We start from the raw sequence: 24,197 nt of genomic DNA, 5'->3' as shown, positions 1-24,197 counted from the left end.
GAACTTGCCGGTGTGACGGGGATTCGGCGCTAAGAAGGGGGCGACCGGCAACAGGCGTCAAATTGTTGTCGGCCGCAAGAGAGTGAAAAACCTTAACTTTATTGAGGATTCTCCGCTGCGCCTGTGTCCTGCTGATAGTAATGGTTCACTTTAGGGTTCATAACCTTACGCCAGAGTGGCGGAGCCAGCGCCAGCAACACCATAGTGGCGTAGCCGGCCGGTAGTTGCGGAGATTCGTCGTAATGCCGCAGCGCTTGATAGCGGCGTTTGGCGTTGGCGTGATGATCTGAGTGCCGCTGCAGCTGAAACAGCATCAGGTTGGTGAGCAGGTAGCTGGAATTCCATGAGTGCTGATGGGTGACGCGTTCATAGCCCCCACCGTCTTTGGCGCGCCGATGCAGACCATAGTGCTCCAGATAATTGACGGTTTCCAACAACAAAATGGCGACTACTCCCTGGCCAACAAAGAACAGTGCGCCTATCAGTCCCCAAACTAAAGTAAAACCCACCAACAGGGCTGCGCTGACGCCATACCACCAGATCAACTCGTTGTAAGGGGAGAGTGGCGACAGACCCTTCCTGGCCAGCCGCCGTTGCTCCAGCACCCATGCATTTTTGACATTGGAGAAAATGGCGCGAGGCAGGAAATGATAGAGGGACTGGTTGTAACGGGATGATGAGGCGTCCGCCGGAGTGGCGACATTTACATGGTGTCCCCGAATGTGCTCCACCTTAAACCCGCCATAACCCACCATAGCGAGTAGTAAGCCGCCTGCTGTTTGCTCCAGGACGGAGTTTTTGTGGATCAGCTCATGAGCGACCGTAATAGCCAGTCCGCCGACGACGCCTATGGAAAGCAGCCATCCAATCTTTCCCGCCCAGTGATAGAGATCGCTACTGAAAATGTGCGCGCCCCAAATGATCAGGAATAGATAGGCGGGGACGCAGGATAAGGTCAGCAGGGGGTAGTACAGACTTTTTTCCAAATGGGGCGTGTGAAGTTGTTCATCCGGGTTGCTGGCGTCTTTGCCAATAAGTGCGTCCAAAACCGGAACAATGCCGAATACGAACAATATCGTCATCCAGGCGCTTGCGTCACCCAGGCCGAAATGGGAAGTCAGCGCCCAGCTCAGAATAGGGAGACCCAGGGGGATCATGAAAATCAGATACCCCCACTTCTTTATTTGCAGCATAAGTTGTGGACGAATAGGTCCAAGCATAGGAGGCTCCTTTTCTTGTTATTTGAGGAGTGATTTTTGTTTTATTGTTTGACAATCAAACAATTTGATCAAGGAGTTTTTACTTTTACTCCTCCATTTTCATTGGGCGGGGGTATGCTAGAATCGTGTCTCTTACCGCAACTCTTTGCTTAAACTGAGTTTTTAGGAACACACCGATATGAAGTTTCAGGCGCCGGAAAGCTTGGCCGAACAAATTGCGCAACATTTAGGTCGATTGATCATTACTGGAGAGTTGCGGGCCAATGAGCGTATTCAGGAGCTTAAGGTGGCTGGCGACCTGGAAGTCAGTCGCGGCTCAGTGCGCGAAGCATTGTTGATTCTGGAGCGTCGTCATTTAATCGAAATCTATCCGCGTCGTGGCGCAGTGGTGTCGGACCTCACCGTCAATCAGGTGGAAAGTTTGTATGACGTGTATGCGTCATTGCTGGTGATGCTGGCGCGTAAAGTAGCGGAGAGCTGGCGGGAGAGCGATTTGGCCCCGGTTATGAACCAGGTGCAGCAAATCAACCGGGCAGTGATGAATGAGGAGGCGTCATTCGAATCGGTCATCGACAGTGGTTTTTCGGTGATGAGTTACTGCCTGACGCTGGTGAGCAATCCCTATCTTGAGGAAATTCTGGAAAATCTGCGCCCGGCGATCAGTCGCACGTACCATTTGGCGATCAGGCGCAAGAAAGGGGAGCTTTACCAATCAATGAACTTCTACAACGGCTTATTACAAGCCGTGCAGCAGCGGGACTTCGCTGGCGTGAAGCTGGTTATCGAGAGCTTTGCGGAGCATCAAAAGAATCTGGTGATCAGTATCCTGCAGGAATCTTCCTGACCCCCAATACTTGGACGAACTACTCCCTGCGTTCCGCTACATGCAGATAGCGAAGATAGGCGATCAGGCCGTCTTCCGCTTCCTCCAGCGCCTCATAAGGCCCTAGATGGATTTTTTCCCGCGTGCGGTAGTACCACTTGCCTTCCACAGCGAAGAAGCGGTCTGAGCGGTGATGTTTGTTCGATTGCTGGTCGTTACTACGTTTGCTGATTTCCATTGCGTACAACTCCTGTTCGACTAAAGATTAATTTAGTGACATGTTGGCTGATTTTCAATCAATAATTTTTGCGACGCTCTGTCCCATCATTGCTGCTGAGCCCTTGTCACATCACAATTTCAGCGGATACAAGCGCTTAGCCTAGAGCCGCGGGAGCGCTGCGTTTCGCGCTGGTCCGCCCGGGTTTAATCCGTTAAACTCCCGCTCCATATCTGGACAAACCCTGTGACAGCTCCTGCAGCCTCCGCATCATGAGACTAAAATCCATCAAGCTTGCCGGTTTCAAGTCGTTCGTAGACCCGACAACCGTGCATTTCCCCAGCAATATGGCTGCGGTGGTGGGGCCTAATGGATGCGGCAAATCTAATATTATTGACGCCGTGCGTTGGGTGATGGGGGAGAGTTCCGCCAAGCACCTGCGCGGTGAGTCCATGACGGACGTCATTTTCAATGGCTCCAACACCCGAAAACCGGTGGGACAGGCTTCCATCGAGCTGATCTTCGATAACGCCGGCGGCGTGTTGCAGGGCGAGTTCTCCAGCTACAACGAAATTTCCGTCAAGCGCAAAGTCACCCGTGACGCGCAGTCACTCTATTTCCTCAATGGCAACAAATGTCGTCGTAAAGACATTACGGATCTGTTTCTAGGCACCGGTCTGGGGCCGCGTAGTTACGCCATTATCGAACAGGGCATGATCTCCCGTCTGATTGAATCAAAGCCGGAAGAGTTGCGGGTTTTTATAGAAGAGGCGGCGGGGATCTCCAAGTATAAGGAGCGACGCAAGGAAACCGAGTCCCGGATGAAGCGGACTCGGGAAAACCTGGAGCGGCTTTCTGATATTCGGGAAGAACTGGATCGACAGCTGCAGCATCTGCATCGCCAGGCCAAGGCGGCGGAGCGTTACAAAGAGTTGAAAGCGGAAGAACGCGACAAGCGCGCGCTGTTAAATGCTCTGAAATGGCGAACGCTGGATAAAGACGCCACCAGTGTGCAGGAAGAATTGCGCGGCCAGGAGGTTGAGCTGGAGCGTCTGTTGTACGAACGCACCTCTCTTGACAGCCGCCTGGAAGGTTTTCGTGAGAAACGGGCGGACGCCAATGAAGCGGTGAATCGGGCGCAGGCGGATTATTACGGCAGTGGCGCTGAGATCGCCAAACTGGAACAGCAGATTCGCAACGCGAAAGAGCGCGAGCAGCAATTGCAGGCGGAAATGCAGCAGTTGCAGGAAACCAATCGCGAACTGAATGAAGAATTGGAGCGTGAGCAGCAACATCTTCAGGAGCTGGAAGAAGAGCTGATGATGATTGAGCCGGAGCTGGAAGAGCATCTGGCCAAATCAGAAGAGTCCACGGAGTTGTTGGCGCAGGCTGAAGACGCCATGCAATTGTGGCAACAGGAGTGGGATGACTTTTCCCGTAGCTCCGCGCACCTGCAGAAAACGGCGGAAGTGGAGCAGTCCCGTATTCAGCAGGCGGAGAAACTGGTTCAGCAGTTGATGGAGCGCAAGCGTAAGCTGGCGGATGAGCAAAGCCTCATCGGCGGCGCTCATGATGATGAAGATTTGGAGATTTTGCGCGAACGCATGCTGGAGCTGGAAATGCATGCGGATCAACAGGCGCTGTCTCATCAGGAAATGAGGGTGCGTGAGCAGGGAGAGCAGGAACGTAAAGAATCGCTCAACGCCAGAATCAATGACGCTCGTACCCGTGAACAAACCCTGAAGGGCGAACAGGCGTCGCTGTTGGCATTGCAAAAGCACGATAGCCAGGCTTCCCGACAGGAGGCGCTGGAGTGGCTGGCGCTGCATGAGATTGATCACGCGCCGACGCTGGGAGAGCGGTTGAGCGTTGCGGTGCAATGGGAGCCAGCGCTTGAAGCGGTGCTGGGCGCTCGCTTGTCCGCGCGCGTGGTCAGCCGTGAATTTCTGACTCGCCTGCAGGATGCCCCGCCCAAAGGTGTGGCGCTGGTGTGTGAGGACGAGGTCGCCAGCGAGGCATTGCGGTTCGCCAGCGCTAGCTCCGTCAACAGTGCGGTGGCGGCGTGGCTGGACGGCGTTCGTTCCGCCGACAGTTTTGCTGCGGCGATTGGTCGTCGTTCTGAGCTGTCTGATGGCGCTTTCTTTTTGACGCCAGACGGCATGCAGGTCGGCCGGGACTGGATTATGGCCCCGCCGGCGAAACAGACTGGCGATGGTCTGCTCGCGCGCAATCGTCGGTTGGCGGAAATCGAGCAGGAAATGGAAGAGGTGGCGGCGGAGTTGGCGTCGTTGTCTCAGGATAAGGAAACCATTGACGCGGCCCTGAGTCGTTTTGATGAAGAAAGGGAAACGCTGCAAAAGGAATCGGTTGAGATCAACAAGCAATTGTTGCAGACCAAATCCGATTTGAGTGCTAAAGAAGCGCGACGCGAGCAGGTCCAACGCAGAGTGGAGTCTATCGCCGCAGAGATTGCGGAGATACAGTTCCAGATTGACGAAGAACAGATGGGGCTGCAGGAAAGCAAGGGCGTGTGGAACGCCGCCTTGATGGACCTGGAAGGCAGCGTGGAAAAGAAGGAGCAGTTGCTCAATCGCCGCGATGACGTCCGGCAGAAGCTGGATGGTTTGCGCACTCAGGCGCGTATGGATCGGGAGCATGCGCACCAGATGCAGTTACGCGCCAGCGCGCTCAGCACGCGGAGAGAGTCGATACGACAGGCGCTGGAAAAAAGCGACGCCAACTTGCGGCGCAACCGTGAACGTATGCAGTGGGTGGAGGAAAGCCTGCAGACTCTGCAAGATCCAGATGATGCGTTGCAGGAGCGTCTCGAAGGTTATCTTGAGTTGCGTATGCAACAAGAGGACATCCTGACCCGCGAACGTAACCGCCTCGCGGATTTGGAGCAGTTGATGCAGGGCGATGAGTCGTCTCGGCAGCGTAATGAAATGGTGATCCAGAACATGCGCAGCCGGATTGAATCTTTACGCATGCAGCATCGGGAAACGGATATTCGTAAAAACGCCTTGCGGGACCAGATGGCGGAGGATCAGTACGACCTCGAGAATGTGATCGGACTGCTGGCGGAAGATACGGACGAAGGACAGTTGCAACGGGACATTGAGCAAATCGTCGGTAAAGTGGAGCGTCTCGGCGCGATCAACCTGGCGGCGATTGAGGAATATGAAGCCCAGGCCGAACGTAAAGTCTATCTCGATGGTCAGCATGAGGACTTGCAGGAAGCATTGGAGACCTTGGAGAACGCGATTCGCAAAATCGATCGCGAAACCCGCAACAAGTTCAAGGAAACCTTCGATCAGGTCAACGAAGGTCTGCAGAATTTGTTTCCCCGTGTCTTTGGCGGCGGTAGCGCCTATCTGGAGTTAACCGGGGAAGACTTGCTGGAAACCGGCGTCGCCATTATGGCGCGGCCTCCGGGCAAGAAAAACAGCACCATTCATTTGTTGTCGGGTGGAGAGAAAGCGCTTACCGCCATTGCGCTGATCTTTTCCATCTTCCAGCTCAACCCCGCGCCGTTCTGTATGTTGGACGAAGTGGACGCGCCATTGGACGACGCCAACGTGGGGCGCTATGCTCGAATGGTGAAAGAAATGTCGGGTCAGGTGCAGTTCATCTACATTACCCATAACAAGATCGCCATGGAAATGGCGGATCACTTGATGGGGGTTACTATGCATGAGCCCGGCGTGTCGAGACTGGTTTCCGTGGATGTTGAAGAAGCGGCCGCAATGGCTGCGTTGTAAGGGCGCGCTGGATTGTAAAGCAGCGGCGAATTGAATAAATTAACTCGCCAATCGATAAGAAATACAGGCGGGATCAGGTTGGCGAATACCATGATGATGTTTAGTTGGGGATATTAGATTAATGGATATCAGTTTGCGTGAATGGCTGATCATGATAGGCCTGCTCATAATCCTGGGCGTGGTTATAGATGGTTTTCGCCGAGTCAGAAGAGCGCGCAAGGATTCATTGGAAATCTCCCAGGGTATGGGAGGCAACTTCGAAAATACGCCTATCGATGATGACTTTAATCCAGAACTGCCAGGCAGTGGCTTCAGGGTGATCAAAGACGGCAAGCCAGCTGCGGAGCAGAACTACACTCGGCCGATTAAGGAAGTCAAATACAAACCTACCTTCAAACCCTCTGAGAAGCTTAAAGAAAGAGAGCGTCGGCAGGACGAAGAACCCTACGACCAGGACATGGCGGAGCCGCCGATTCTGGAAGTGGATGAGGCGTTGGAAGAGTCCATGTCAAACCAGGGCTATGGACGCAGAGAGCCGGAGTTTGTGGAAGAGGACGAGATAGAAGAGCGCCTGCCGGAAGAGCAGGAAAGCTTCTCGCCTTATCAACGCTTCGAGCAGGTTAGGGATGAACAGTATGAAGAGGAGTACGTCGAAGAAGACGCGGAAGCGGATGACGACGGCCCATACAGAGACAGCCCCTATAAAGAGTTTCTGAAGCGGGATAATTTCCGCGTGCAGGGATATCAGGGCGGATACGACAGTCTGCATGAACATGAGCCAGAGCCTGAGGTGGAGTTCGAGCAGGAAGAGCCACAGGATGAAGTTGAAAAGGAAGAGGATCTGCATGCGGAGCCGATAGACAGGCCGGTCGCCCATGAGGAATCCCAACATGAACCTATGCTTGCGTTTAAAGACAAGTTTCTGAAGAAAATCAGCGCGATTCAGCAACAGACCGGGCTCCACGCAGGAACCCCGCGTAGCGATGAGGCGCCGAAAAGTCGTGAGGAGAAAGGAGGCAGGGCAGGCTCGCCAGGAAAGTCGTCCAAGACGCTTCAAGAGATACTGGTGATCAATGTGCTGAGCAAGGACGAAGAAGGCTTCGATGGCGTTGCGTTACGCAATCTGGTCGAGGCCTGCGGCATGCAGATGGGCGATATGGCGATCTTTCATCGTTACGAACATGACTTCGATGAGGGTCCTGTCCAGTTCAGTATGGCGAACGCTATGGAGCCCGGCGTATTCGGAAAAGACATGGCGTCGCAGCGCTTTCCTGGCGTATGCTTCTTTGTGCGCTTGCCTGGACCGGATAACAGTATGCGCGCCTTCGACTACATGGTGGAAACCGCGCAATGCCTGGTGCGTAATCTGGGCGGCGAACTCAAGGATGAAAATCGCAGCGTCATGACGGCGCAGACTATTGAGCACTGCCGTCAACGCGTCAGGGAGTTTGAGCGTCGCATGTTGTCGTCCCGGGTATAAACCCGGGGCGCCGCTTTCGGGAATGTCCCGGAGTATTGGCTTGTAACGAAAAATACTGTCGTTATATTCGCTATACTTTAATCCGAATCAAAGACCTAGCAATTCCGCCGCATTGGGGGTCCCGTGCGGCGGAGTCGTCTGATAATTATTCAATAATCTGCCTCGGAAGAATGAACTCATGTCGGAAGTCCCTGCCGCCATTCAGGAAGAGCTGAATACGCTTCGCGAAACCATCAACGATCATAACTACCGTTATTACACACTGGATGACCCCTCGATTCCCGATGCGGAGTACGACCGTCTTATGCGTCGGCTGCGCGAAATCGAGGCGGAATTTCCGCAGACGATTACGCCGGACTCGCCGACTCAGCGCGTGGGCGCTGCGCCTGCGGATGGCTTCGAGACCGTATCTCACCGTCTGCCCATGCTGTCTTTGGACAATGCGTTTGAAGAGCAGGATCTGCTGGACTTCGATCGACGCGTGCGTGAACGCCTCAAGGAAGCGGAAGATGCGCGCATTGACTACTGTTGTGAACCGAAACTGGACGGCATCGCTATCAGCCTGTTGTATCGCGATGGATATCTGGTGCGTGGCGTGACTCGCGGCGATGGTTCTGCGGGTGAAGACATTACCGCCAATGTTAAGACGGTAAAAAATATTCCGCTTAAATTGCGTGGGGAAGGGTATCCCGCAGAATTAGAAGTGCGCGGTGAAATTTATCTGCCCAAGGCCGCTTTCGACGCCATCAACAAAGACGCGGCGGCGAAGGGCGAGAAAACGTTCGTTAACCCGCGTAACGCGGCGGCGGGAAGTCTGCGCCAGCTTGATCCGCGCATCACCGCCAAGCGGGCGCTGGAAATGTGTTGTTACAGCGTAGGCTATTTCGAAGGTGAATTGCCGGGTACGCAGCACGATATCCTCACTCAACTGCAGCAGTGGGGCCTGAAGATAAACAGCCAGATGAAGTTGGCGTCAGGGGCGCAGGAGTGCCTGGATTACTACCACCATATCATGAACATTCGTGACCAATTGCCATACGAAATCGATGGCGTGGTGTTCAAGGTTAACCGTATTGATCTGCAGCAGGAGCTGGGGTTCGTCTCGCGGGCTCCGCGTTGGGCGATCGCGTATAAGTTCCCCGCCCATGAGGAAATGACTGAGTTGTTAGCGGTGGACTTTCAGGTAGGCAGGACCGGTGTAATGACACCTGTGGCGCGCTTGAATCCGGTATTCGTCGGGGGAGCTACGGTCAGCAATGCTACGCTGCACAATATGGATGAGATTCGTCGCTTGGGTGTGCATGTGGGTGATACGGTCATCATTCGCCGAGCGGGGGATGTCATTCCTCAGGTGGTCAGCGTGGTGCTAGATCGTCGTCCAGAAGGTGCTGTTCCAGTAGACTTTCCTAAGCACTGCCCGTTTTGCGGCTCCGATGTGTTGCAGCTGGAGGGTGAAGCGGCAGCGCGTTGCTCTGGCGAGAACTGCTCTGCGCAGCTGAAAGAGGCGATCAAGCACTTCGCATCCCGCAAAGCCATGGATATCGATGGCTTGGGCGACCGACTGGTTGAGTTGCTGGTGGAGAAAGAATTAATCGACTCACCCGCCAGCCTGTATTCGCTGAAAGCGCCGGATGTAGCCGGGTTGGAGCGCATGGGGGACAAGTCGGCGCAAAACCTGATTAATGCAATTGAAGTTTCCAAACAGACGACATTCGCCCGCTTCATTTATGCTTTGGGCATCCGGGAAGTGGGAGAAGCCACAGCCAAGGTATTGGCGCAACACTTCCCAACTCTGGATCTGCTGAAGCAGGCCACGGAGGAGGACTTGGTGGAAACGCCGGATATCGGTCCTATCAGCGCAGGCCATATTCGTTCCTTCTTTCAACAGGAGCATAACCTGGAAACGATCGGTGCGCTGTTGAATCAGGGCGTGAGCTGGCCTGAAGTGGTCGTGCGCAGCACGGAGACGCTGCCGCTGTCCGGTCAAACCGCTGTGGTTACCGGCACGCTTGCGGATTACAGCCGTGACGAAGCGAAGGATTTATTAACCCGTCTCGGCGCGAAGGTGTCTGGTAGCGTATCCGCCAAAACCAGTTTTGTGGTGGCGGGAGAGAAGGCGGGCTCTAAACTCACCAAGGCGCAGGATCTTGACGTGAAGGTGCTGGATGAAGATGCATTCAAGCAGCTATTGGAAGAGCATCAAGCGTATTTGGGCGGCGACGCCTGATTGCATTGATCTTTGATTCCCTGCAACGGCCGCTTCTGCGGCCGTTTTGCATTCCAGGGGCTGATAAGCACGGTGCTAGTCGCTTTCAAAGAAATGGAATTATCTGTCGGATACAAATAATCGGATGCAAATAAAAAGGCGGCAGTGTGATCCCGGTTGGGTTTCTGGCCCCCTGCTGTGGTTACAAAAAACAAAGTTTTATAAGATTTTGTAAAACTTGAATAATAAAGCGTGGAATGCACATCTATGGGTCACCTGGGTCTGGCCCAGCGCAGCGGAGTTAAGTTGGCGCTGAAAACGCCTGCGCTGGTTATCACTTCTCTACTACTCGCCTCCTGCGGCAGCGATACCGCGCCGCCCGAAGCCATTCGCATATTGGGAAAACCACCAGGAACCGCTTATCTGGGCGTTGAATACACCTATGAGTTTGGTGTGGACGGCGGCGATGGGCTGGTGGACTTTTCCATGACCAACCAGCCGCGCTGGTTGGCGTTGGAGTACGTCGACAACACCTTCCGCAAAGGCGTTATTATGCGGGGGATTCCCGGCGTTAATGGAGGCGGAACGGCGGAAGACGCGCTGACGCCTGGCGAGGCGCAGGAAGTTTCGCTGACGGTGTCTGACGGCTCCAGTGTAGGAGAGACCCGCTTTTCTATTTTCGTCGACACCAATACCTATGAATCGGAAGCGCTGACGGTCGCGGAAAACGACGTTGGCGAGCGTCCCTCGAAGTTGATCGACGCCAACAATAACGGTCGGGAAGACGAGGGCGAGGAAAAGGAAGTCATTCCGCTGTGCTTCACCGACGCGGAAGGGACGCCGCTGTTCTCTGAGGAAGACATCGCTTTCTTTGAACAGCGTCAGCAGGATGATTCGCTGGCGGTGCGTCCCAAGCTCCACTACCTGCCGGTATTTCTGGAGCAGCCCTCGGTTCAGCGCGTCATACTGCGCTACTCTCTGACCAGCGGTTCGGGCGACGGCGCGACGCCGGGAAGCGATTTTCTTATCGAGACAGCGAGAAAAGACGGGCTGGTCGTCCCTGTTGCGGACGGCTTTCTGACCTATGATCCGGGCGTGCGTTACTGTCATATTCCGGTATTTATTAATGACGATCGCGATGCGGAAAAAACTGAGAACATTGCGGTGTCGATCACTCACTACGAAGGTGGGCTGCTTGAGTTCGCCGATCCGGTCAATACCACTATCTCCATCACAGACAATGAGCCTGTCGCCAGCTTTAAGGTGTCCAAGACGTCGGTGTCGGAAGGCAATTATCTGAATGTGGAAGTGACGCTGGATAAGGAGCCGGAACAGACGGTTTATGCAGAGTTTGTCGTGGATGCGGATAACAGCGACGGCGACTTTGAGGGCGCAGATGCGGATTTGCGTCTTTATACCGGGGACGGTGGGGCAGGCAGCCTGATTACGGACGGCGTCAGCGTGCCTTTTGAGGCGGGCGAAACCAGTAAAACCGTCAAGCTGCAGGCGACGGCGAATGGCGACGCTACGTTGCGGGATGAGAAAGTGACCTTTAATTGGCGACGCAGCGGCACGGTGAATCCTGACGAAGAGCCTCTGGCTGTCTACATAAACCAATGGTTGAATGCGGTGGAGTTGCCGCTCAATAGCGGCGCCAGCGTCTCCGAGGCGATTTCGGGGTCCCAGTCGGAACTGTTTCTTGCACGAATGAATGGTGAAGAAGGCGGCAAACCTGTTAACTCGGACATCATGATCTATGACCGCTTTGGCGTCTTGCATCAGAGCATTAAGCTGGAAGCGGCGACCTACGCCGTGCGCATCAAAGACATCTGGTTGTATGAGAAGATCAATCCGGCCAACGAGGATGAGATCACCCAGGATATATACGCGCTACTTGAGGTGGGCGGTTTGTTCGCGCCTCCCGTGGAGCCGCTGCAGGAAAGCGACCTGGGCGGTAAGGATGTGGTGGTGCAGAAGTATCAGCGCATCAATAATGTCGGCGCTTTCGAATTACAGTGGGCCAAGCAGATTGGCAGCGTTTGGGATGACGAGCCCGGCGCCTTGTCTGTCGACCTCAGTCAGGAAGTGCTGGTGGTCGGCGCAACGTCAGGCTTGGTTGGTGAAGGCGAAAACTCCGGGCGTCGCGACGCCATGCTGATTAAGTTTGATAAAAACGGCGCTCTCATGTTCGCCAAAACCTTTGGCTCCTCTGGTGACGATGTGTTGCTGGGAGCGTCGCCGGAGTCCTCCTCCAATCATAATGTCGTCGGTTTCAGCGATGGCGCGGTGGAGGATAACGGCTCCAGTCTTGGCGGCTATGACGCCGTTGCTGTGTCCTATAACGACGATGGCGATCCTCGCCGTGTGGCTCAGATCGGCTCCAGCTTTAACGATGCGGCGCTCGATGTCAGTACGGTGAGTAAAGGTTTCGTCTCCGCTGGTTACACCCATGGCGTGCTGGTCAGTGGAGAGAGCAATCGCGGCGGCCAGGACGGTTACCTCGCCTACCATCAAAACGCCAGTGAGATTACGGCCTATGCGCAAATCGGCGGCGCGGCGGCGGACTCTGTGCTGGATGTTAAGTCCCTGGGCAATGAAGTGTATGTGTCAGGCGTGACGGCGGGGGATATATTTGACGCTGGCGCAGCTCAGGGCGGTGAGGACGGCTGGCTGGCCCGTTATGACATTGTGAAAGAAGAAGTGTTGGATGACGGGGAAGAGCCGGGCGAAGGCGAGCAGGTAAATAAGCTGAAGAGTATTTGGCGTTTCCAGCGCGGCGCGGCGGCCAACGAAAAGCTCTCTAATCTGGCCACCTTCGGCAGCGCTAAGTTGATCTCGGTGGAAGAAGCCCAGACTGACAGCGGCGTGACGGTAACCCTGAAGGCGCTCTCCACTGTCGATGGCGTGGACTTGAACGCCGCCTGCCGGGCGGACCCTAACGGAGACTGCTGATGGTCGGCCTGGGTTAAGCCCAGGCTTCCACCTCGAAATGGGCGATGGCTTTCAGGATGTCGGTGGCGGTCAGTACGCCAATCACATCGCCCTGAACATTGCGCACCAACGCGCCGTCCAGATCTCTCTCTACCAGGACCAGAGAGATCCGGCGTAGATCGGCGTCGTCGCCGACCATCAGGTAAGGCGCGCATAGAGCGGCCAGCGTCGCTTCTGGCTGCTCCAGTTTCGCCTGCAATAGCTCGCGCTCTACAAGAAAGCCCACCACTTCTTGATCGTCCCGCACCGGTAGATGTCTTACTTTGTGCTCGTGTAAAAAGCGCAATCCCTCATCCAGACTCCATTCCTGTTTGCCGTAAAGCACGGGCGATGACATGACGTCTTGGGCGCTAAGGCGGGAAATATCGCCTTCTGCTGCGCCCCCTTGTTCGCTGCCGGAGTAGGGAAAGTTTTCTCGCGCACCCTGATCTTGAGGACCAATGGGGTGAATGGCGGAGATGGATTTAAGCTCTTCCACGGATTTGACCCGAGGGTCCACGCTCAACGGCGTGATGATGCGGTGACCAGCGTCGACCAGGTAGATCGGCATGAACGAAGCTCCTTGCGACAGGGCGCCGCGCTTGGCGCCCCAATGCAATCAGTCTACTCCTGGCCGAAGCGGGTTGGCAAAACGCGCTGGATCAGACTGTCTTCGATGGACGCTGGCGTTCCCTCCAGCCTGTCTGCTATCAGTTCGCCGGCAAGCGGCGCCAACGCCAGACCTTTGGAGCCCATTGCAGTCACGATCAATAAACCTTTCTCTCCCTGTTCTGGGATAAGCGGGCCGATGGCGGGCAGGTAATCCGGCAACGCACTTCTGACAGAGGCGCGTCCTTGCAGGGTGGGCGGGCGTTCAGTTAGCTCGTCGCGCAAGGCGGGAGTAAGCTGGAACAGCTGCTCAAGATTAGCGTTGTTATCCGCCTCAGTCACCAGCGCGTCGGCGCAGTTGGGCTTAAACGTAGCGCCTGTAACCAGTCGGTTTTCAATAGGCGGCATCAGATAGCCCTCGCCGCATAAGACCGTATTCAACTGCGGTAATGCGGCGGGCTCCACCTGTAACGTGGTGACTTGTCCGCGAATGGGTTTGAGGGGGAGGGAGCTTGCTGCAGTCGGTAGCATGGCCTGATTGTTGGCGGTTGCCAATATCACGGTAGCGCATTCCAGTTTCTGTGCGGACTCACCGGAATCGATATGGATGCGCCAGTCGCCTTCGCTGGTGCGCTCTAATGCGCTGACCGGCGAATTCAATCTCACCTCAATGTTAGGGTGTTGCAACAGGTGAGCGCATAGCTGCGGCGGAATCAACCAGCCGCCGCCGGGCAAATGCATGGCGCTGGCTGGCAGGCTGACGCCGGCAAGTTCCGACGCTTCCTGCTGGGTGAGAGGATGGATAACCTCTTCTGGGTAGTGATTGTGTCGGAAGAACTTCTGCTGTCTGACGGCTTCCTTGTCATTATGCGCAAGTTGCAGCACGCCGCAGGGATTCCATATGGGCGCAGGCAGGTTGGCGATCTGCGAGTAAAAGCGTTTGGCGTACAAAAAGGCGTTGGCGTGGATGCGTGTGTTGATGCTCCACTCAACGCCGGGCTTTATGTACAACGCACCCTGTGGGTTGCCTGACGCGTCCGGGGCGATTTGATCCGCTGCTTCCAGTACGGTTACTTTCCAGCCGCGAGTAGCGAGGGCATAAGCGACATTAGCGCCAGACAGGCCAGATCCAACCACCACGGCTTCCTTGCGGGGAAGGGCGGAGGGTTGGCTTGGCTCTTCCGTCTGGAATACGCCGACGGTCATGTCTCTTTTATAGCCGAACCCAGGCGCTTTGCTGACATTGAAGCCGTGCTCTTTTAAGCCGCGACGGATGAAGCCTGCGGCGGAGAACGTGGCGACGGTGCAACCCTGCGCAGCGTGGCTGGCGATCAGCGGAAACAACGATTCGCTCCACATCTCGGGATTCTGTTTTGGCGAGAATCCGTCCAGAAACCAGGCGTCGGCTTTAAAGCGGCAATCGGTCAGCCAGTCCACCACATCGCCCAGGTATAACGTCAATGTGACGCCCTGATCGATGAAGCGACAACGGTGCACGCCCCGCATGGGGGCGGGGTATTGCGCTTGTAACTGCCGGGCGAACTCCGCCAGTTGCGGCCAGGCCTGGTGACATCGAGTCAGATCTTCCAGCGCCAGTGGACAAAACTCCACGGAAGTGAAATGCAGGTGGCCGTCCGCAGGACCGCATTCTTGCCAAAGCGCCCAGGCCATCAGGAAGTTGAGGCCGCTGCCGAAGCCGGTTTCCGCAATGGTGAATAGGGAGCCCGGCGGCGCCTTGCTGAAACGCTCTCTCAGGCGATTGCCCGTGAGGAAGACATGATCTGTTTCCTCCGGGCCGCTTTCCTTGGAGAAGTAGATGTCGCCGTAAGCGTTGGAGATCGGCGCGCCGTTGTCGGACCAGGAGAGGTCTGCGTAATCAAGTTGCGGACCTTTCACTGCTGGCTTGCAACCTCATCCAGTTTGATGGAGTTAATAGTGACGGTCTTGACTGGCACGTTCTGATAAGGGCCGGTGTTCTGCGTCGGCGCGTTGGCGATCTTGTCCACTACATCCATGCCGGACACGACTTCGGCGAATACCGCATAGCCGGGTCTGCCTTTGGCTCCGTTCAAATAGGCGTTATCGATAACATTGATGAAGAATTGCGACGTGGCGGAGTTAGGATCATTGGTTCTGGCCATGGCCAGGGTGCCGCGATCGTTCGCGAGACCGTTATCGGATTCATTCTTGATCGGCGCTTTAGTGTCTTTTTTCTCCATGTCGGGCTTGAAGCCGCCGCCCTGAATCATGAATTGGGGAATCGTGCGGTGAAAGATCAAGCCGTCGTAGTAGCCGTCTTTGATATAGCCGACGAAGTTCTCAACGGTGACTGGCGCCTTGTCGCTGAACAACTTGATCTTGATGTCGCCCTCGGAAGTGCTGATGGTGGCTGTCGGCAGGTCGGCGGCCATCGCCGTCAAACTGATCGCCCAGAAAGCCAGGCCAAGTAATCCTCTTTTGCCCGCATTTACGCTGTGTCTCACTAGATTTCTCCATTGCTTTCGGATTCGTCGTGGATGTTCGGTTCGCCTTCGTCCTCTGAGCTGACGGGTTCCGCTGTCTCAGAGGTCTCGTTGGCGGGAAAACCGTGGGCACGATTCTTACCTTTTCGTTTTGCCATGTAAAGCGCGCTGTCGGCTTGAGAAATCAATGTGTTGGGGGCGTCGCCCTGGGATGGGGCGAGCGCGCTGAAACCTACGCTGACGGTCAGGCGTTTCAGCTCCGGTGAGCCTTCGTTCTCTATGTTGAGTTCGTAGATCTGGCGCACAATCTGTTCCGCTAGACGCTGCGCTGACGCCTGATCCGCATGAGGCAAAATGACGGCAAACTCTTCGCCGCCGTAGCGGGCGACCAAGTCGGCGGCGCGACGAGACGTTTGCGTCAGGCAGTCGGCGACATTAATGAGGCAGTCGTCGCCACGCTGATGTCCGTAGGCGTCGTTATAGGCTTTGAAGAAGTCCACATCCACCATCAACAGCGCCAGAGGTTTGTCGTCGCGCAGGCAACGATTCCATTCCGTCTCCAGACTTTTGTTGAAGTGGCGGCGATTTGCGACCTGGGTCAGGCTGTCCATCAAGGAAAGCCGCTCCAGTTCTGCATGGGCGGCGCGCAGCTCTTCTTGCTCATACAGCAGGAGCAACTGTTGCAGGAAGTTTTTACGGGTTTCGTATTCCACCCGATAACACACCAATACTGAAATCAGCGTGACAAAGGTGTGCAGGAACAGCAGCTCAGTGAACTGCGAGGCGTGCAGATGCATGAGAAAGTGCATCGCCAGCACCTGGGACAGCCACATCAGTAGGGCAAAGGGAAATATGTAGTGGAACTGCAGGCGCAGCACCGTGCAGACGAATATGACGGAGATGATCGAGCCGGTCTGGTAATGAAACTGATCAATGGCGGCGGCCTTCATGGCGATGGCGATCAGGCTTAGGTGAATGCACAACGCCCCCAGGCACAGGGTCATCTGATAACGATTGCGCACCCAGGCGAGTCGGCTGGCCAGCGTCACCAGAATGATGCCGAGAGCGTCCGCTACTCTGATTTGCAGGGTTTGTTCAAATAGAGCGGGAATCACTAAATGATCGGCGAATGTGAAGAACACCAGCACCAGCGCGCCCAGTAGTGGGTATACCCGGTTCAGATGCAGATAACGGTTCAAGTGATAACGCTCAAACTCGCTTTCCAATTCGCCTTCGAATTGCAGTCCGTGCATGCCGTTGTCCAGCAGTCTGCGAACGTAGGTCGCGGTATCTGCGGACATATCCTGGTGACTGTTCGGTAATGACAAATCCGCCCCCTGGGGTGTGGTTGCTGCAAGCGTCTCAGGTATTGAAAACCGGCTCTTCTATAAAAGTGTAACCAACCATGCTTTTACCGCCAGCGTTATAAGCGACAAATTATTAGAAATTCCTTAAAAGTTTCAGGCATCTAGGCGTTGTGGCGAGAGATATTGCGGCGTTGGCCGCTAATACTCGGTAGTAAGTCATTAATACTTGGTTGTAGGCGATAGCAAAACCCATACAAAAATTAACCTATCTCGGGTGTACAAGTTTTAAACATCTTCCATTATTAAAGAGCTACTACTCAATAAAAAAGGAGTTATAGTCATGGCGACTCAGCAGCAAGCTATTGAAAGATCCCGCCTAGGTCGCCTCCTGGTGAACCGGGGATACATTACCGAAGGTCAGCTTAATGAAGCATTAACGGCGCAGACCGTTAATGGTCAACGCCTTGGTGAATTGCTAGTAGATTTTGGCTGGATAACTGACAAGGAGCTGCAACGTACCCTCCGGCACCAAAGCCGGTATCGCTACGCCGCGGCGTTCGTCGCTATGGCCGTGGCGCCGTTCCAGCCCATGGTGGCGTTCGCCGCCTCTCAGTCTGAAAATGAATCTTCACCGGTAGCCTCTGAAACCCTGTATCAAAATGCGTCGGGGCTGCAGGCGCTGGATGACAGTGAAATGAGCAATGTCGGCGCGCAGGGTTTCACTGAAGAGTTCCAGCAATTTTACAACATGGCCGCGAAGGCCCAGCTGGAAGGTCAGAATTCTGATAATCCTGATGAATTGCCTGGGCTGGACGGGGTTCAGGTGCTCGGGTCTCTCGGAAAACTATTGCTTCCAATCACTAATGTCCTGGACGCCGAAGTTGAAGTGGTCGGCGTGCAAATCGATCCCTCCCGCATCAAACCTTTGTTTAATGAAGACGGCGGCATGAACGTGACGCTTCCGAATCATATCGAGCGGGTCAGTTTCAACAATATTCGGCCGATGGGGGTATCGGCGGATGGTCCCACCATGGGCAGTATTCATTTGGAAGGGATCGAGTTTAGCGATAACTCGTATATCGTGGTGAAACCCTACTGAGTAGACGGTTCCTCCGCACGGCGGGCGAGGTAGTTAGAGCGCTCCGTCGGTTGCGGATCTTTTCCTTAGACGATGTTGTTTCAGGCCGCGCAGTTTGCGGCCTTTTTTATGTCCAGGAATCTAAGCCTGCGCGATGGCCTGGGCGTCGCCAACGCTTTTCTCCACGCCGTTTTTGCCGTACAGCTGCATTTGCTGGGACTGGCCGCGGATGATCTGCATCATCTTGGTCGTGCGCTGCTGTGAGCGGGCGATAATGCGTCCGTTGACTTCATTCAGCTTGTGTATGTTGGCGAGGCTGCTTTCGCACTGGCGGTAAAGCTTCATCACGGGAGGCGCTTTTTCCTTCAGCAGAGAGAGAAAGCGATCGATGGGCAGACCGGTTTTGCTGACCCACTGCGTACGAGTGCGCGCATGGCTTTCGATTTGTTGCAGGAGGGGGAGCTTGCATTCGATGATGCGCTGCAGCGTTTCAATATCGCTTTGCTCCAGAGAGTCGCGTTCCTGCTGCAGCACATCTTCAAGTTGGGAGAGAGTTTGTAGATCCTGTTTAAGCAGATCAATAAATACTTTCAGATCGGCGGACATGATGCCCTCACAGTGTTATCAGAAGTCTTGCTCAAAATTAAGCAATTTCTCTGCCACACTGCGTGAATTGATCTGATAGGACCCGTCGGCCAGCGCTTTTTTGATCTTTTCCACCCGTTCGCTATCCACGTCGGGCAGTTTCGCCAGTTGCTGTTCGACTTTCCTGATGTTCTGAGCCTGCGAACTGAGGACGACTTTATCCCCGGAATCTCCGCTTTTTTCGGGAGCCGCCGCATTTTTCCCGGCGTCTACATCGACTTTCTCAGTCTTCTGCAGGTTTTCCCGGGACTTGATATCGTTCACTGGAGGTGAACCGACACCCTTGATATTCATGGCCTTACTCTCTTAAAAACTTTAATTAACTAACTTATCGGCTCAATGCAGGGAAACTTTAGCGAGATTTTCAGAATTATTTTATGAATGTCGCCATTCTACCTGAAACAGCGCGACCTGTACGTTCACAGGGGCGTTCTGACGTGGCCTGATCCTATGACTTCCGCCCGTACCATGCGGTTGCTGGAGCTGTTCTTCACCATGATCTGTTGACCGCGTCTGCCATCCGCCATGGCGACCCCCGGCATTTTCACGCTGAAGTGGGAAGTGGCCGCTTCTATCACCACCATGTCGCCCTTATTAATAAGTTTAGGCGCTTCCAGCATATTTGGATAGGGCGCGGAGCCTGCTGTGACAGGGCGTCGCGTGATCATGCCGACCACGTCTGCGGTATTTGTGTAGAAACCATAGCGTAAGTCGATGATATTCAACTCTTTGGTTTCCAGATCCTCTGGCGCCAGCGCGTAATCCCGCGGCACGCCGGATTTGATGGTCACGATTTGTCTATACCGCTCCATTTGTACGGGCACGTAGATCTGCCAGGGGCTTGGGGTGTCGCAGCTTACCTTTAGCGTCAGTCTTCCGCCGTTGGAGCTGGCTTCCTTGACAGCTGGCGTCTGTTCACAAGGGGAGAAGTTAAGGCGGGAGTCAGGTTCGGAGACCTCATAAACAACCCGTTCCTGAAGCTGTTCAGCCGCCGCTGCAGCGAATCGCATCATAAATTCTTCCACAGCAACGGAAGTTTGTTGCCGCCAGACCGGAATGGAATTGCATAAGGCCGGGGCTGAAAAAACGAGAATGCCGATATACATCAAGCCGGTTATGCGTATTTTCATTTTTTGTCCTATGCTTTACTTAGCTACCGGGTAGCCGCTTGCGCGTCGCCAATAAAATGACGGTGTGCGACAAGGCACGCAAAGTCTGTGCCGGGCTGGCGAGCTCATGCGGGGCGCCACCTCGTCAGCGCCCCGATCCGATAGTTCGGTAATCTACAACAAACAGCGGAGCGCCCTTTATGGCCGGGGTATTAGACAGCGTAAACCAACGTACTCAGTTAGTCGGACAGAACCGCCTGGAGTTGCTCCTGTTTCGGCTGCAGGGTGAGCAGATATACGGAATTAACGTTTTTAAGGTTAAGGAAGTTCTGCAATGCCCGAAGCTGACAATGATGCCTAAACGACATCCGGTGGTCAGGGGTGTGGCTCATATTCGCGGTGAAACCATCCCTATACTTGACATGGGAATGGCCACCGGGCAGATGCCCGTTCCTGAAAAAGACGTCAACAACTGCTTTGTCATCATCACGGAATACAACCGTAAGACCCAGGGCTTTCTGGTGTCCGGGGTGGAGCGTATCGTCAATATGAATTGGGAAGATATGCATCCGCCGCCAAAAGGCGCAGGCAAAGACAATTATTTGACGGCGGTGACCCGCTTGGAAAACAAGCTGATTGAAGTCATTGATGTGGAGAAGATTCTCGCCGAGGTCTCTCCAACTCGGGATACCGTCGCGGATGAATTCATCGATAAGGAACTGGCCGCCAAGGCGATTGAGCATAAAGTGCTGGTGGTGGACGACTCCACTGTGGCGCGCCGCCAGATCGTACATTGTATGGATGCGGTGGGCGTTGAGGTCGTCACCAAAAATGACGGTCGCCAGGCCTTGGATTATCTTCGTTCGCTGGTCGCTGACGGCAGTCGCATTGACGATCATCTCAGTCTGATGATTTCAGACGTAGAGATGCCTGAAATGGATGGCTACACGCTGACGACCAACTGCAAAAATGATCCTTCATTGAAGGATTTGTACATCATGCTGCACACGTCTTTAAGCGGCGTTTTCAACAAGGCGATGGTGGCGAAAGTCGGCGCAGATGATTTCATGGCCAAGTTCAACCCCGATGAGCTGGCGCAGCGAGTGACATCTGTGCTGAAAACGATAGAAGAAAGAAGACAATAACACCGGCTGGCGTAATTACCTTCAGCTGTCGACGCGCTTGGCGCATAACCGGTCAGGGCAGGATATTTTCTGGTTAATAACGCAGACTACGATAAGTTTCGGGATTTCCTCCAAAAAGCATGTGGCATTGTACTAGGCGATAACAAGCAATACTTAGTGCAAAGCCGCCTGCGGCGAATTATGGCGGATGAAAAGATTGAGACCGTGGGCGAGCTGGTCGACAAAATGAGTCGATCCATGCGCTCACCTTTGCGGGAGGCGGTGGTCGATGCGATGACCACCAACGAAACCCTTTGGTTCAGGGATGTTCATCCATTCCGGATTCTGGAAGAAAAAATACTCCCAGAGCTGAACGCCAACAAAGGTGTCACACAGATTCGCGTTTGGTCGGCGGCTTGCTCAACAGGGCAGGAGCCGTATTCCATTTCTATGGTGACGGATGAATACCGTCGTAAAAACCTGGGCGGCATGCGCGCTTCCCTCAGCATTGTGGCGACAGACCTGTCCGCCAGTGTGCTCAGCGCCGCGCGCAAGGGCGAATACGAAATGCTGGCCATTGGGCGAGGGTTGTCCAAGGAGCGCATGACCAATTACTTCACCAAGACCCCCAACGGTTCCTGGAAAATCAAGCCGGAGGTTGCTCGTTGCGTGGAGTTTCGATCATTGAACCTGCTGGACTCCTATTCATTACTAGGAAAGTTCGACGTGATTTTCTGTCGCAACGTGCTGATCTATTTCTCGGCGGAGCTGAAGAAGGACATTCTGTCCCGCATGCACTCCGCTCTGAAGCCGGGCGGCTATCTGATTCTCGGCGCCTCGGAGTCCCTGGGGAATCTCCCGGATAAGTTCGAGATGGTGCACTGCAGCCCGGGCATCATTTATAGAGCGAAGTAGCTCCCCGCAAGCCGCAGTGAAATATTTGCGCGATAGGGAATATTAGAGGTTGCCTTTCGAGGGGCATTCGTATACATTAGCGCACCTCAAAACACGGGTTGCAATAATCCTGTTTTGGTTCTCTGGTGAGGTGTCCGAGCGGTTGAAGGAGCACGCCTGGAAAGCGTGTATACGGTCACCCCGTATCGAGGGTTCGAATCCCTCCCTCACCGCCATTGAATTCCCTTCTAATTCAATCATTTAGAAATTCAGGCATGCGGCTTGGGCTAAATCTGGGCTAATACAGCAAGTTTCTAGATCTGCTATGTCCCATATAACCTTCTGATTACTAAGAAAAAACCTGATTTTTTTCTGGGCTATTTTTGGGCGAATCTGAGAGCTTTTCTGACACCCAGCGAGCCATGCTGGGAGAATCATCAGGAATCCATTTCCCGTAATGTTTTTTTATCATTGTCGTGTCAGAGTGACCAAGTTGGCGCGCAATCCACTCCTGCGGAACGTAGCGACTTAAAAGCTGGCTTGCAAAAGTGTGCCGGCATTGGTTGGGTCCTCGGTGTCTAATTCCTGCCTTTCGTAATAGATAGGCCTGCCATCTTCTAAGGCTGTTGTCGTACCACGGCTGATTTGAAATCGCATTTAGAAATACAAAGCGCACGGTCTCATATTTGAACGTGACGTTATCCCGTTGCCTGACTCTGATTTCGTGCGGCTCCTGCATAAACGAATATGGTTTCTGACGTTTTAGCCATTCAATGGCAGGGTCGATCAATTCTACTTCTCGCACCCTTGAGCGCTCCTTCGGCACCTTGTATTCAGAATGCACGCGGGCGCGCTGTACTTTGATTGTCCATCTTGTTGTGTCGACATCCTCCCAGGCGAGGGCGATCGCCTCTGATACCGATAGCCCCGCCCAGCAGTTGAACATAATCAGATGCACGTCTTGCGGCCTGTAGTCCGTGAGCTTTCCAAGCTGCTCCAGTTCGGCGGAAGTAAAAGGGTCTGCTGTATCCTCCTTTTCGTTTTCCAGGTTGTTGATCCGCTCAAGCGGGTTACTCTTCAGTAACCCATCTGAAAAAGCATCTGCCCACACGCCCCGAACTATCGTGAATATGTCGTTTACGGTCTTTGGGTTCAGGCCGCTTTTTAGTAGCTCGGTCTGGAATAGTTCCAGATCGGATTTTGTGACGTCTGAAATTCTCCGCGCTTGGAACTTTCGCTGGACGTGCTTGGCTTTTACTTTGTAGTTTTTGAAAGTGGAGGGGGCTTTCTTCGCCTCCTGAACTTTCAGCCACTTCTCTATGCCTGCCTCCACCGTGCGCTTAATGTCGGTGGCTTCATAGCCATCAACTTTTAGGGCGTTGGGTGAGTTGGGGAAGTGGTGTGCGTAGTCAAACCGTCCCTCTAAGATTTCATTCTTAATGGTTTGGCGCTTGTTTTTTGCGTACTCAATATTTCCCTTGGTGATCTTCGTGGTGATGGGTTCCCGGTAGTACCGGCCGCGGTACGAAAAACGTATCCGCAGCCATTGACCGTGAATTTCTACACCGGGAGGTAACTTCGTTATACCCTTCGGTAGACTCATGCCGCAGCTTCTCCTAGCCACTTTTCAATTTCTTCTCGGTTGTATACCCATCCACGGCAGTTGCCTGGATGGCGCTTGTAGTGGATGCCTTCGCACCAGTTGCCGCGCTCGCGGTATTTTTTTGCCGCCCCTACAGTGATCCCGAAAATTGCTATAAGAAGCTTCGGGGCAACCCATTTAGCGGGCGTTACGGAAATATTTTTTAAGTCGTTCATAAAAGTCCTTTTGGTTTAGATTTGTGTCATTCAAAAAGGAATGTCGTCGTCAAAGTTGTCATATGCCTGGCCTGTGGTTGGCATCTGAACTGGTGGCTGTGGCGGCGTTGCTGGCCTGTATGGTTGCGGTGCAGGCTGGGTTTGTTTCGGGCTCGCAAAGTCGACCTTTACTATCCTGCAGCGAATCTTGGCGCTGGGTGTGCCGTCGCCCTTGGTGAACTGCTCCAACTCCAAATCGTCAGCCGTCACGACCAGCTTTGTGCCTTTGGTCAGGTGTGGCTCCAGCGAGATCGCACGGTCCCCCCAGAGCGCGCCGTCGATCCACTGGGTCCGCCTGTTGTCGCCGTGGCCGATGCTGTAGGCGAGGGCGAGCGTAGCCACTGCCTGTCCGCTTGGGGTGTATCTCAGTTCGGCGTCACGCCCGAGGGCGCACAATTTAATAAACATAAAATCTCCTACTTGATCCTAATTGAG

20 protein-coding genes and 1 tRNA gene are annotated in these 24,197 nt (G+C 54.3%); 9 read left to right on the top strand and 12 right to left on the bottom strand.

Annotated elements, in window-relative coordinates; all coding sequences use genetic code 11:
* Positions 1-98: 98 nt before the first annotated feature.
* A complete protein-coding gene (locus KP814_RS16350) occupies positions 99-1,220 on the bottom strand; it encodes an alkane 1-monooxygenase (protein WP_216737748.1) in 1,122 nt (373 codons plus the stop codon).
* A gap of 178 nt (positions 1,221-1,398) precedes the next feature.
* Between KP814_RS16350 and KP814_RS16345 the strand changes: the two genes are divergently transcribed.
* Positions 1,399-2,064 carry a GntR family transcriptional regulator gene (locus KP814_RS16345; RefSeq protein ID WP_011398496.1) on the top strand — a complete coding sequence of 222 codons (666 nt, stop codon included), beginning with the start codon at positions 1,399-1,401 and terminating at the stop codon, positions 2,062-2,064.
* Between the two features lie 19 nt (positions 2,065-2,083).
* On the opposite strand, the gene KP814_RS16340 is transcribed toward KP814_RS16345, so the two are convergent.
* Entirely contained in the window at positions 2,084-2,281 is a 198-nt protein-coding gene (locus KP814_RS16340) for a DUF6316 family protein (protein ID WP_127969476.1), read from the bottom strand.
* 251 nt (positions 2,282-2,532) lie between these two features.
* Here KP814_RS16340 and smc point away from each other — a divergent pair, with 251 nt between their 5' ends.
* From smc to KP814_RS16320, 4 genes are all read left to right on the top strand, one after another.
* Positions 2,533-6,021 carry a chromosome segregation protein SMC gene (gene smc / locus KP814_RS16335; protein ID WP_216737747.1) on the top strand — a complete coding sequence of 1,163 codons (3,489 nt, stop codon included), beginning with the start codon at positions 2,533-2,535 and terminating at the stop codon, positions 6,019-6,021.
* A 121-nt stretch (positions 6,022-6,142) separates the two neighbouring features.
* Positions 6,143-7,501 carry a cell division protein ZipA gene (gene zipA / locus KP814_RS16330; protein ID WP_216737746.1) on the top strand — a complete coding sequence of 453 codons (1,359 nt, stop codon included), beginning with the start codon at positions 6,143-6,145 and terminating at the stop codon, positions 7,499-7,501.
* A gap of 178 nt (positions 7,502-7,679) precedes the next feature.
* Positions 7,680-9,728 (top strand): NAD-dependent DNA ligase LigA, encoded by a 2,049-nt coding sequence (gene ligA / locus KP814_RS16325; protein ID WP_216737745.1) that lies wholly within the window; start codon positions 7,680-7,682, stop codon positions 9,726-9,728.
* Positions 9,729-9,974: 246 nt separating this feature from the next.
* Complete coding sequence (locus KP814_RS16320) at positions 9,975-12,659, top strand: hypothetical protein (protein ID WP_216737744.1); 2,685 nt, start codon at positions 9,975-9,977, stop codon at positions 12,657-12,659.
* Positions 12,660-12,672: 13 nt separating this feature from the next.
* On the opposite strand, the gene KP814_RS16315 is transcribed toward KP814_RS16320, so the two are convergent.
* From KP814_RS16315 to KP814_RS16300, 4 genes are read right to left on the bottom strand one after another with little or no spacing between them, the layout of a single operon-like run.
* Positions 12,673-13,248 (bottom strand): CBS domain-containing protein, encoded by a 576-nt coding sequence (locus tag KP814_RS16315; protein ID WP_216737743.1) that lies wholly within the window; start codon positions 13,246-13,248, stop codon positions 12,673-12,675.
* Positions 13,249-13,301: 53 nt separating this feature from the next.
* On the bottom strand, positions 13,302-15,182 hold the full coding sequence (gene mnmC, locus KP814_RS16310; protein ID WP_216737742.1) for a bifunctional tRNA (5-methylaminomethyl-2-thiouridine)(34)-methyltransferase MnmD/FAD-dependent 5-carboxymethylaminomethyl-2-thiouridine(34) oxidoreductase MnmC: 1,881 nt from the start codon (positions 15,180-15,182) through the stop codon (positions 13,302-13,304).
* Entirely contained in the window at positions 15,179-15,769 is a 591-nt protein-coding gene (locus KP814_RS16305) for a peptidylprolyl isomerase (protein ID WP_371824065.1), read from the bottom strand. The genes mnmC and KP814_RS16305 overlap by 4 nt, the downstream gene beginning before the upstream one ends.
* Positions 15,769-17,076: a diguanylate cyclase gene (locus tag KP814_RS16300; protein ID WP_216737741.1), complete on the bottom strand. Its 1,308-nt coding sequence runs from the start codon at positions 17,074-17,076 to the stop codon at positions 15,769-15,771. Before KP814_RS16300 ends, KP814_RS16305 begins: the two co-directional genes overlap by 1 nt.
* 319 nt (positions 17,077-17,395) lie before the next feature.
* Here KP814_RS16300 and KP814_RS16295 point away from each other — a divergent pair, with 319 nt between their 5' ends.
* The gene (locus KP814_RS16295; RefSeq protein ID WP_216737740.1) at positions 17,396-18,154 is read left to right on the top strand and encodes a type II secretion protein ATPase; all 759 of its coding nucleotides are present in this window, start codon (positions 17,396-17,398) and stop codon (positions 18,152-18,154) included.
* A gap of 120 nt (positions 18,155-18,274) precedes the next feature.
* On the opposite strand, the gene KP814_RS16290 is transcribed toward KP814_RS16295, so the two are convergent.
* The 3 genes from KP814_RS16290 to flgA all read right to left on the bottom strand — a co-directional run bounded on the left by KP814_RS16290 (position 18,275) and on the right by flgA (position 19,908).
* Positions 18,275-18,739 (bottom strand): flagella synthesis protein FlgN, encoded by a 465-nt coding sequence (locus KP814_RS16290; RefSeq protein WP_216737739.1) that lies wholly within the window; start codon positions 18,737-18,739, stop codon positions 18,275-18,277.
* An 18-nt stretch (positions 18,740-18,757) separates the two neighbouring features.
* Complete coding sequence (gene flgM / locus KP814_RS16285; protein ID WP_216737738.1) at positions 18,758-19,072, bottom strand: flagellar biosynthesis anti-sigma factor FlgM; 315 nt, start codon at positions 19,070-19,072, stop codon at positions 18,758-18,760.
* Between the two features lie 125 nt (positions 19,073-19,197).
* Positions 19,198-19,908, bottom strand: coding sequence for a flagellar basal body P-ring formation chaperone FlgA (gene flgA / locus KP814_RS16280; RefSeq protein ID WP_216737737.1), 711 nt, complete (start codon positions 19,906-19,908; stop codon positions 19,198-19,200).
* A 179-nt stretch (positions 19,909-20,087) separates the two neighbouring features.
* Between flgA and KP814_RS16275 the strand changes: the two genes are divergently transcribed.
* The 3 genes from KP814_RS16275 to KP814_RS16265 all read left to right on the top strand — a co-directional run bounded on the left by KP814_RS16275 (position 20,088) and on the right by KP814_RS16265 (position 22,141).
* Entirely contained in the window at positions 20,088-21,032 is a 945-nt protein-coding gene (locus KP814_RS16275) for a chemotaxis protein CheV (RefSeq protein ID WP_011398482.1), read from the top strand.
* 69 nt (positions 21,033-21,101) lie between these two features.
* A complete protein-coding gene (locus KP814_RS16270) occupies positions 21,102-21,926 on the top strand; it encodes a protein-glutamate O-methyltransferase CheR (protein ID WP_216737842.1) in 825 nt (274 codons plus the stop codon).
* Between the two features lie 124 nt (positions 21,927-22,050).
* Positions 22,051-22,141 (top strand) — tRNA-Ser (locus tag KP814_RS16265).
* Positions 22,142-22,254: 113 nt separating this feature from the next.
* Here KP814_RS16265 and KP814_RS16260 read toward each other — a convergent pair.
* The 3 genes from KP814_RS16260 to KP814_RS16250 are packed head-to-tail and all read right to left on the bottom strand — an operon-like array spanning position 22,255 to position 24,170.
* Positions 22,255-23,508 (bottom strand): Arm DNA-binding domain-containing protein, encoded by a 1,254-nt coding sequence (locus KP814_RS16260; protein WP_216737736.1) that lies wholly within the window; start codon positions 23,506-23,508, stop codon positions 22,255-22,257.
* On the bottom strand, positions 23,505-23,723 hold the full coding sequence (gene xisR, locus KP814_RS16255) for an excisionase family protein (protein ID WP_216737735.1): 219 nt from the start codon (positions 23,721-23,723) through the stop codon (positions 23,505-23,507). The genes KP814_RS16260 and xisR overlap by 4 nt, the downstream gene beginning before the upstream one ends.
* A 30-nt stretch (positions 23,724-23,753) precedes the next feature.
* The gene (locus KP814_RS16250; protein WP_216737734.1) at positions 23,754-24,170 is read right to left on the bottom strand and encodes a single-stranded DNA-binding protein; all 417 of its coding nucleotides are present in this window, start codon (positions 24,168-24,170) and stop codon (positions 23,754-23,756) included.
* Positions 24,171-24,197 lie beyond the last annotated feature (27 nt).

The organism is Hahella sp. HN01, from assembly GCF_018986435.1.
Classification (GTDB): domain Bacteria; phylum Pseudomonadota; class Gammaproteobacteria; order Pseudomonadales; family Oleiphilaceae; genus Hahella.
This window is presented reverse-complemented; position numbering and strand designations above follow the sequence as displayed.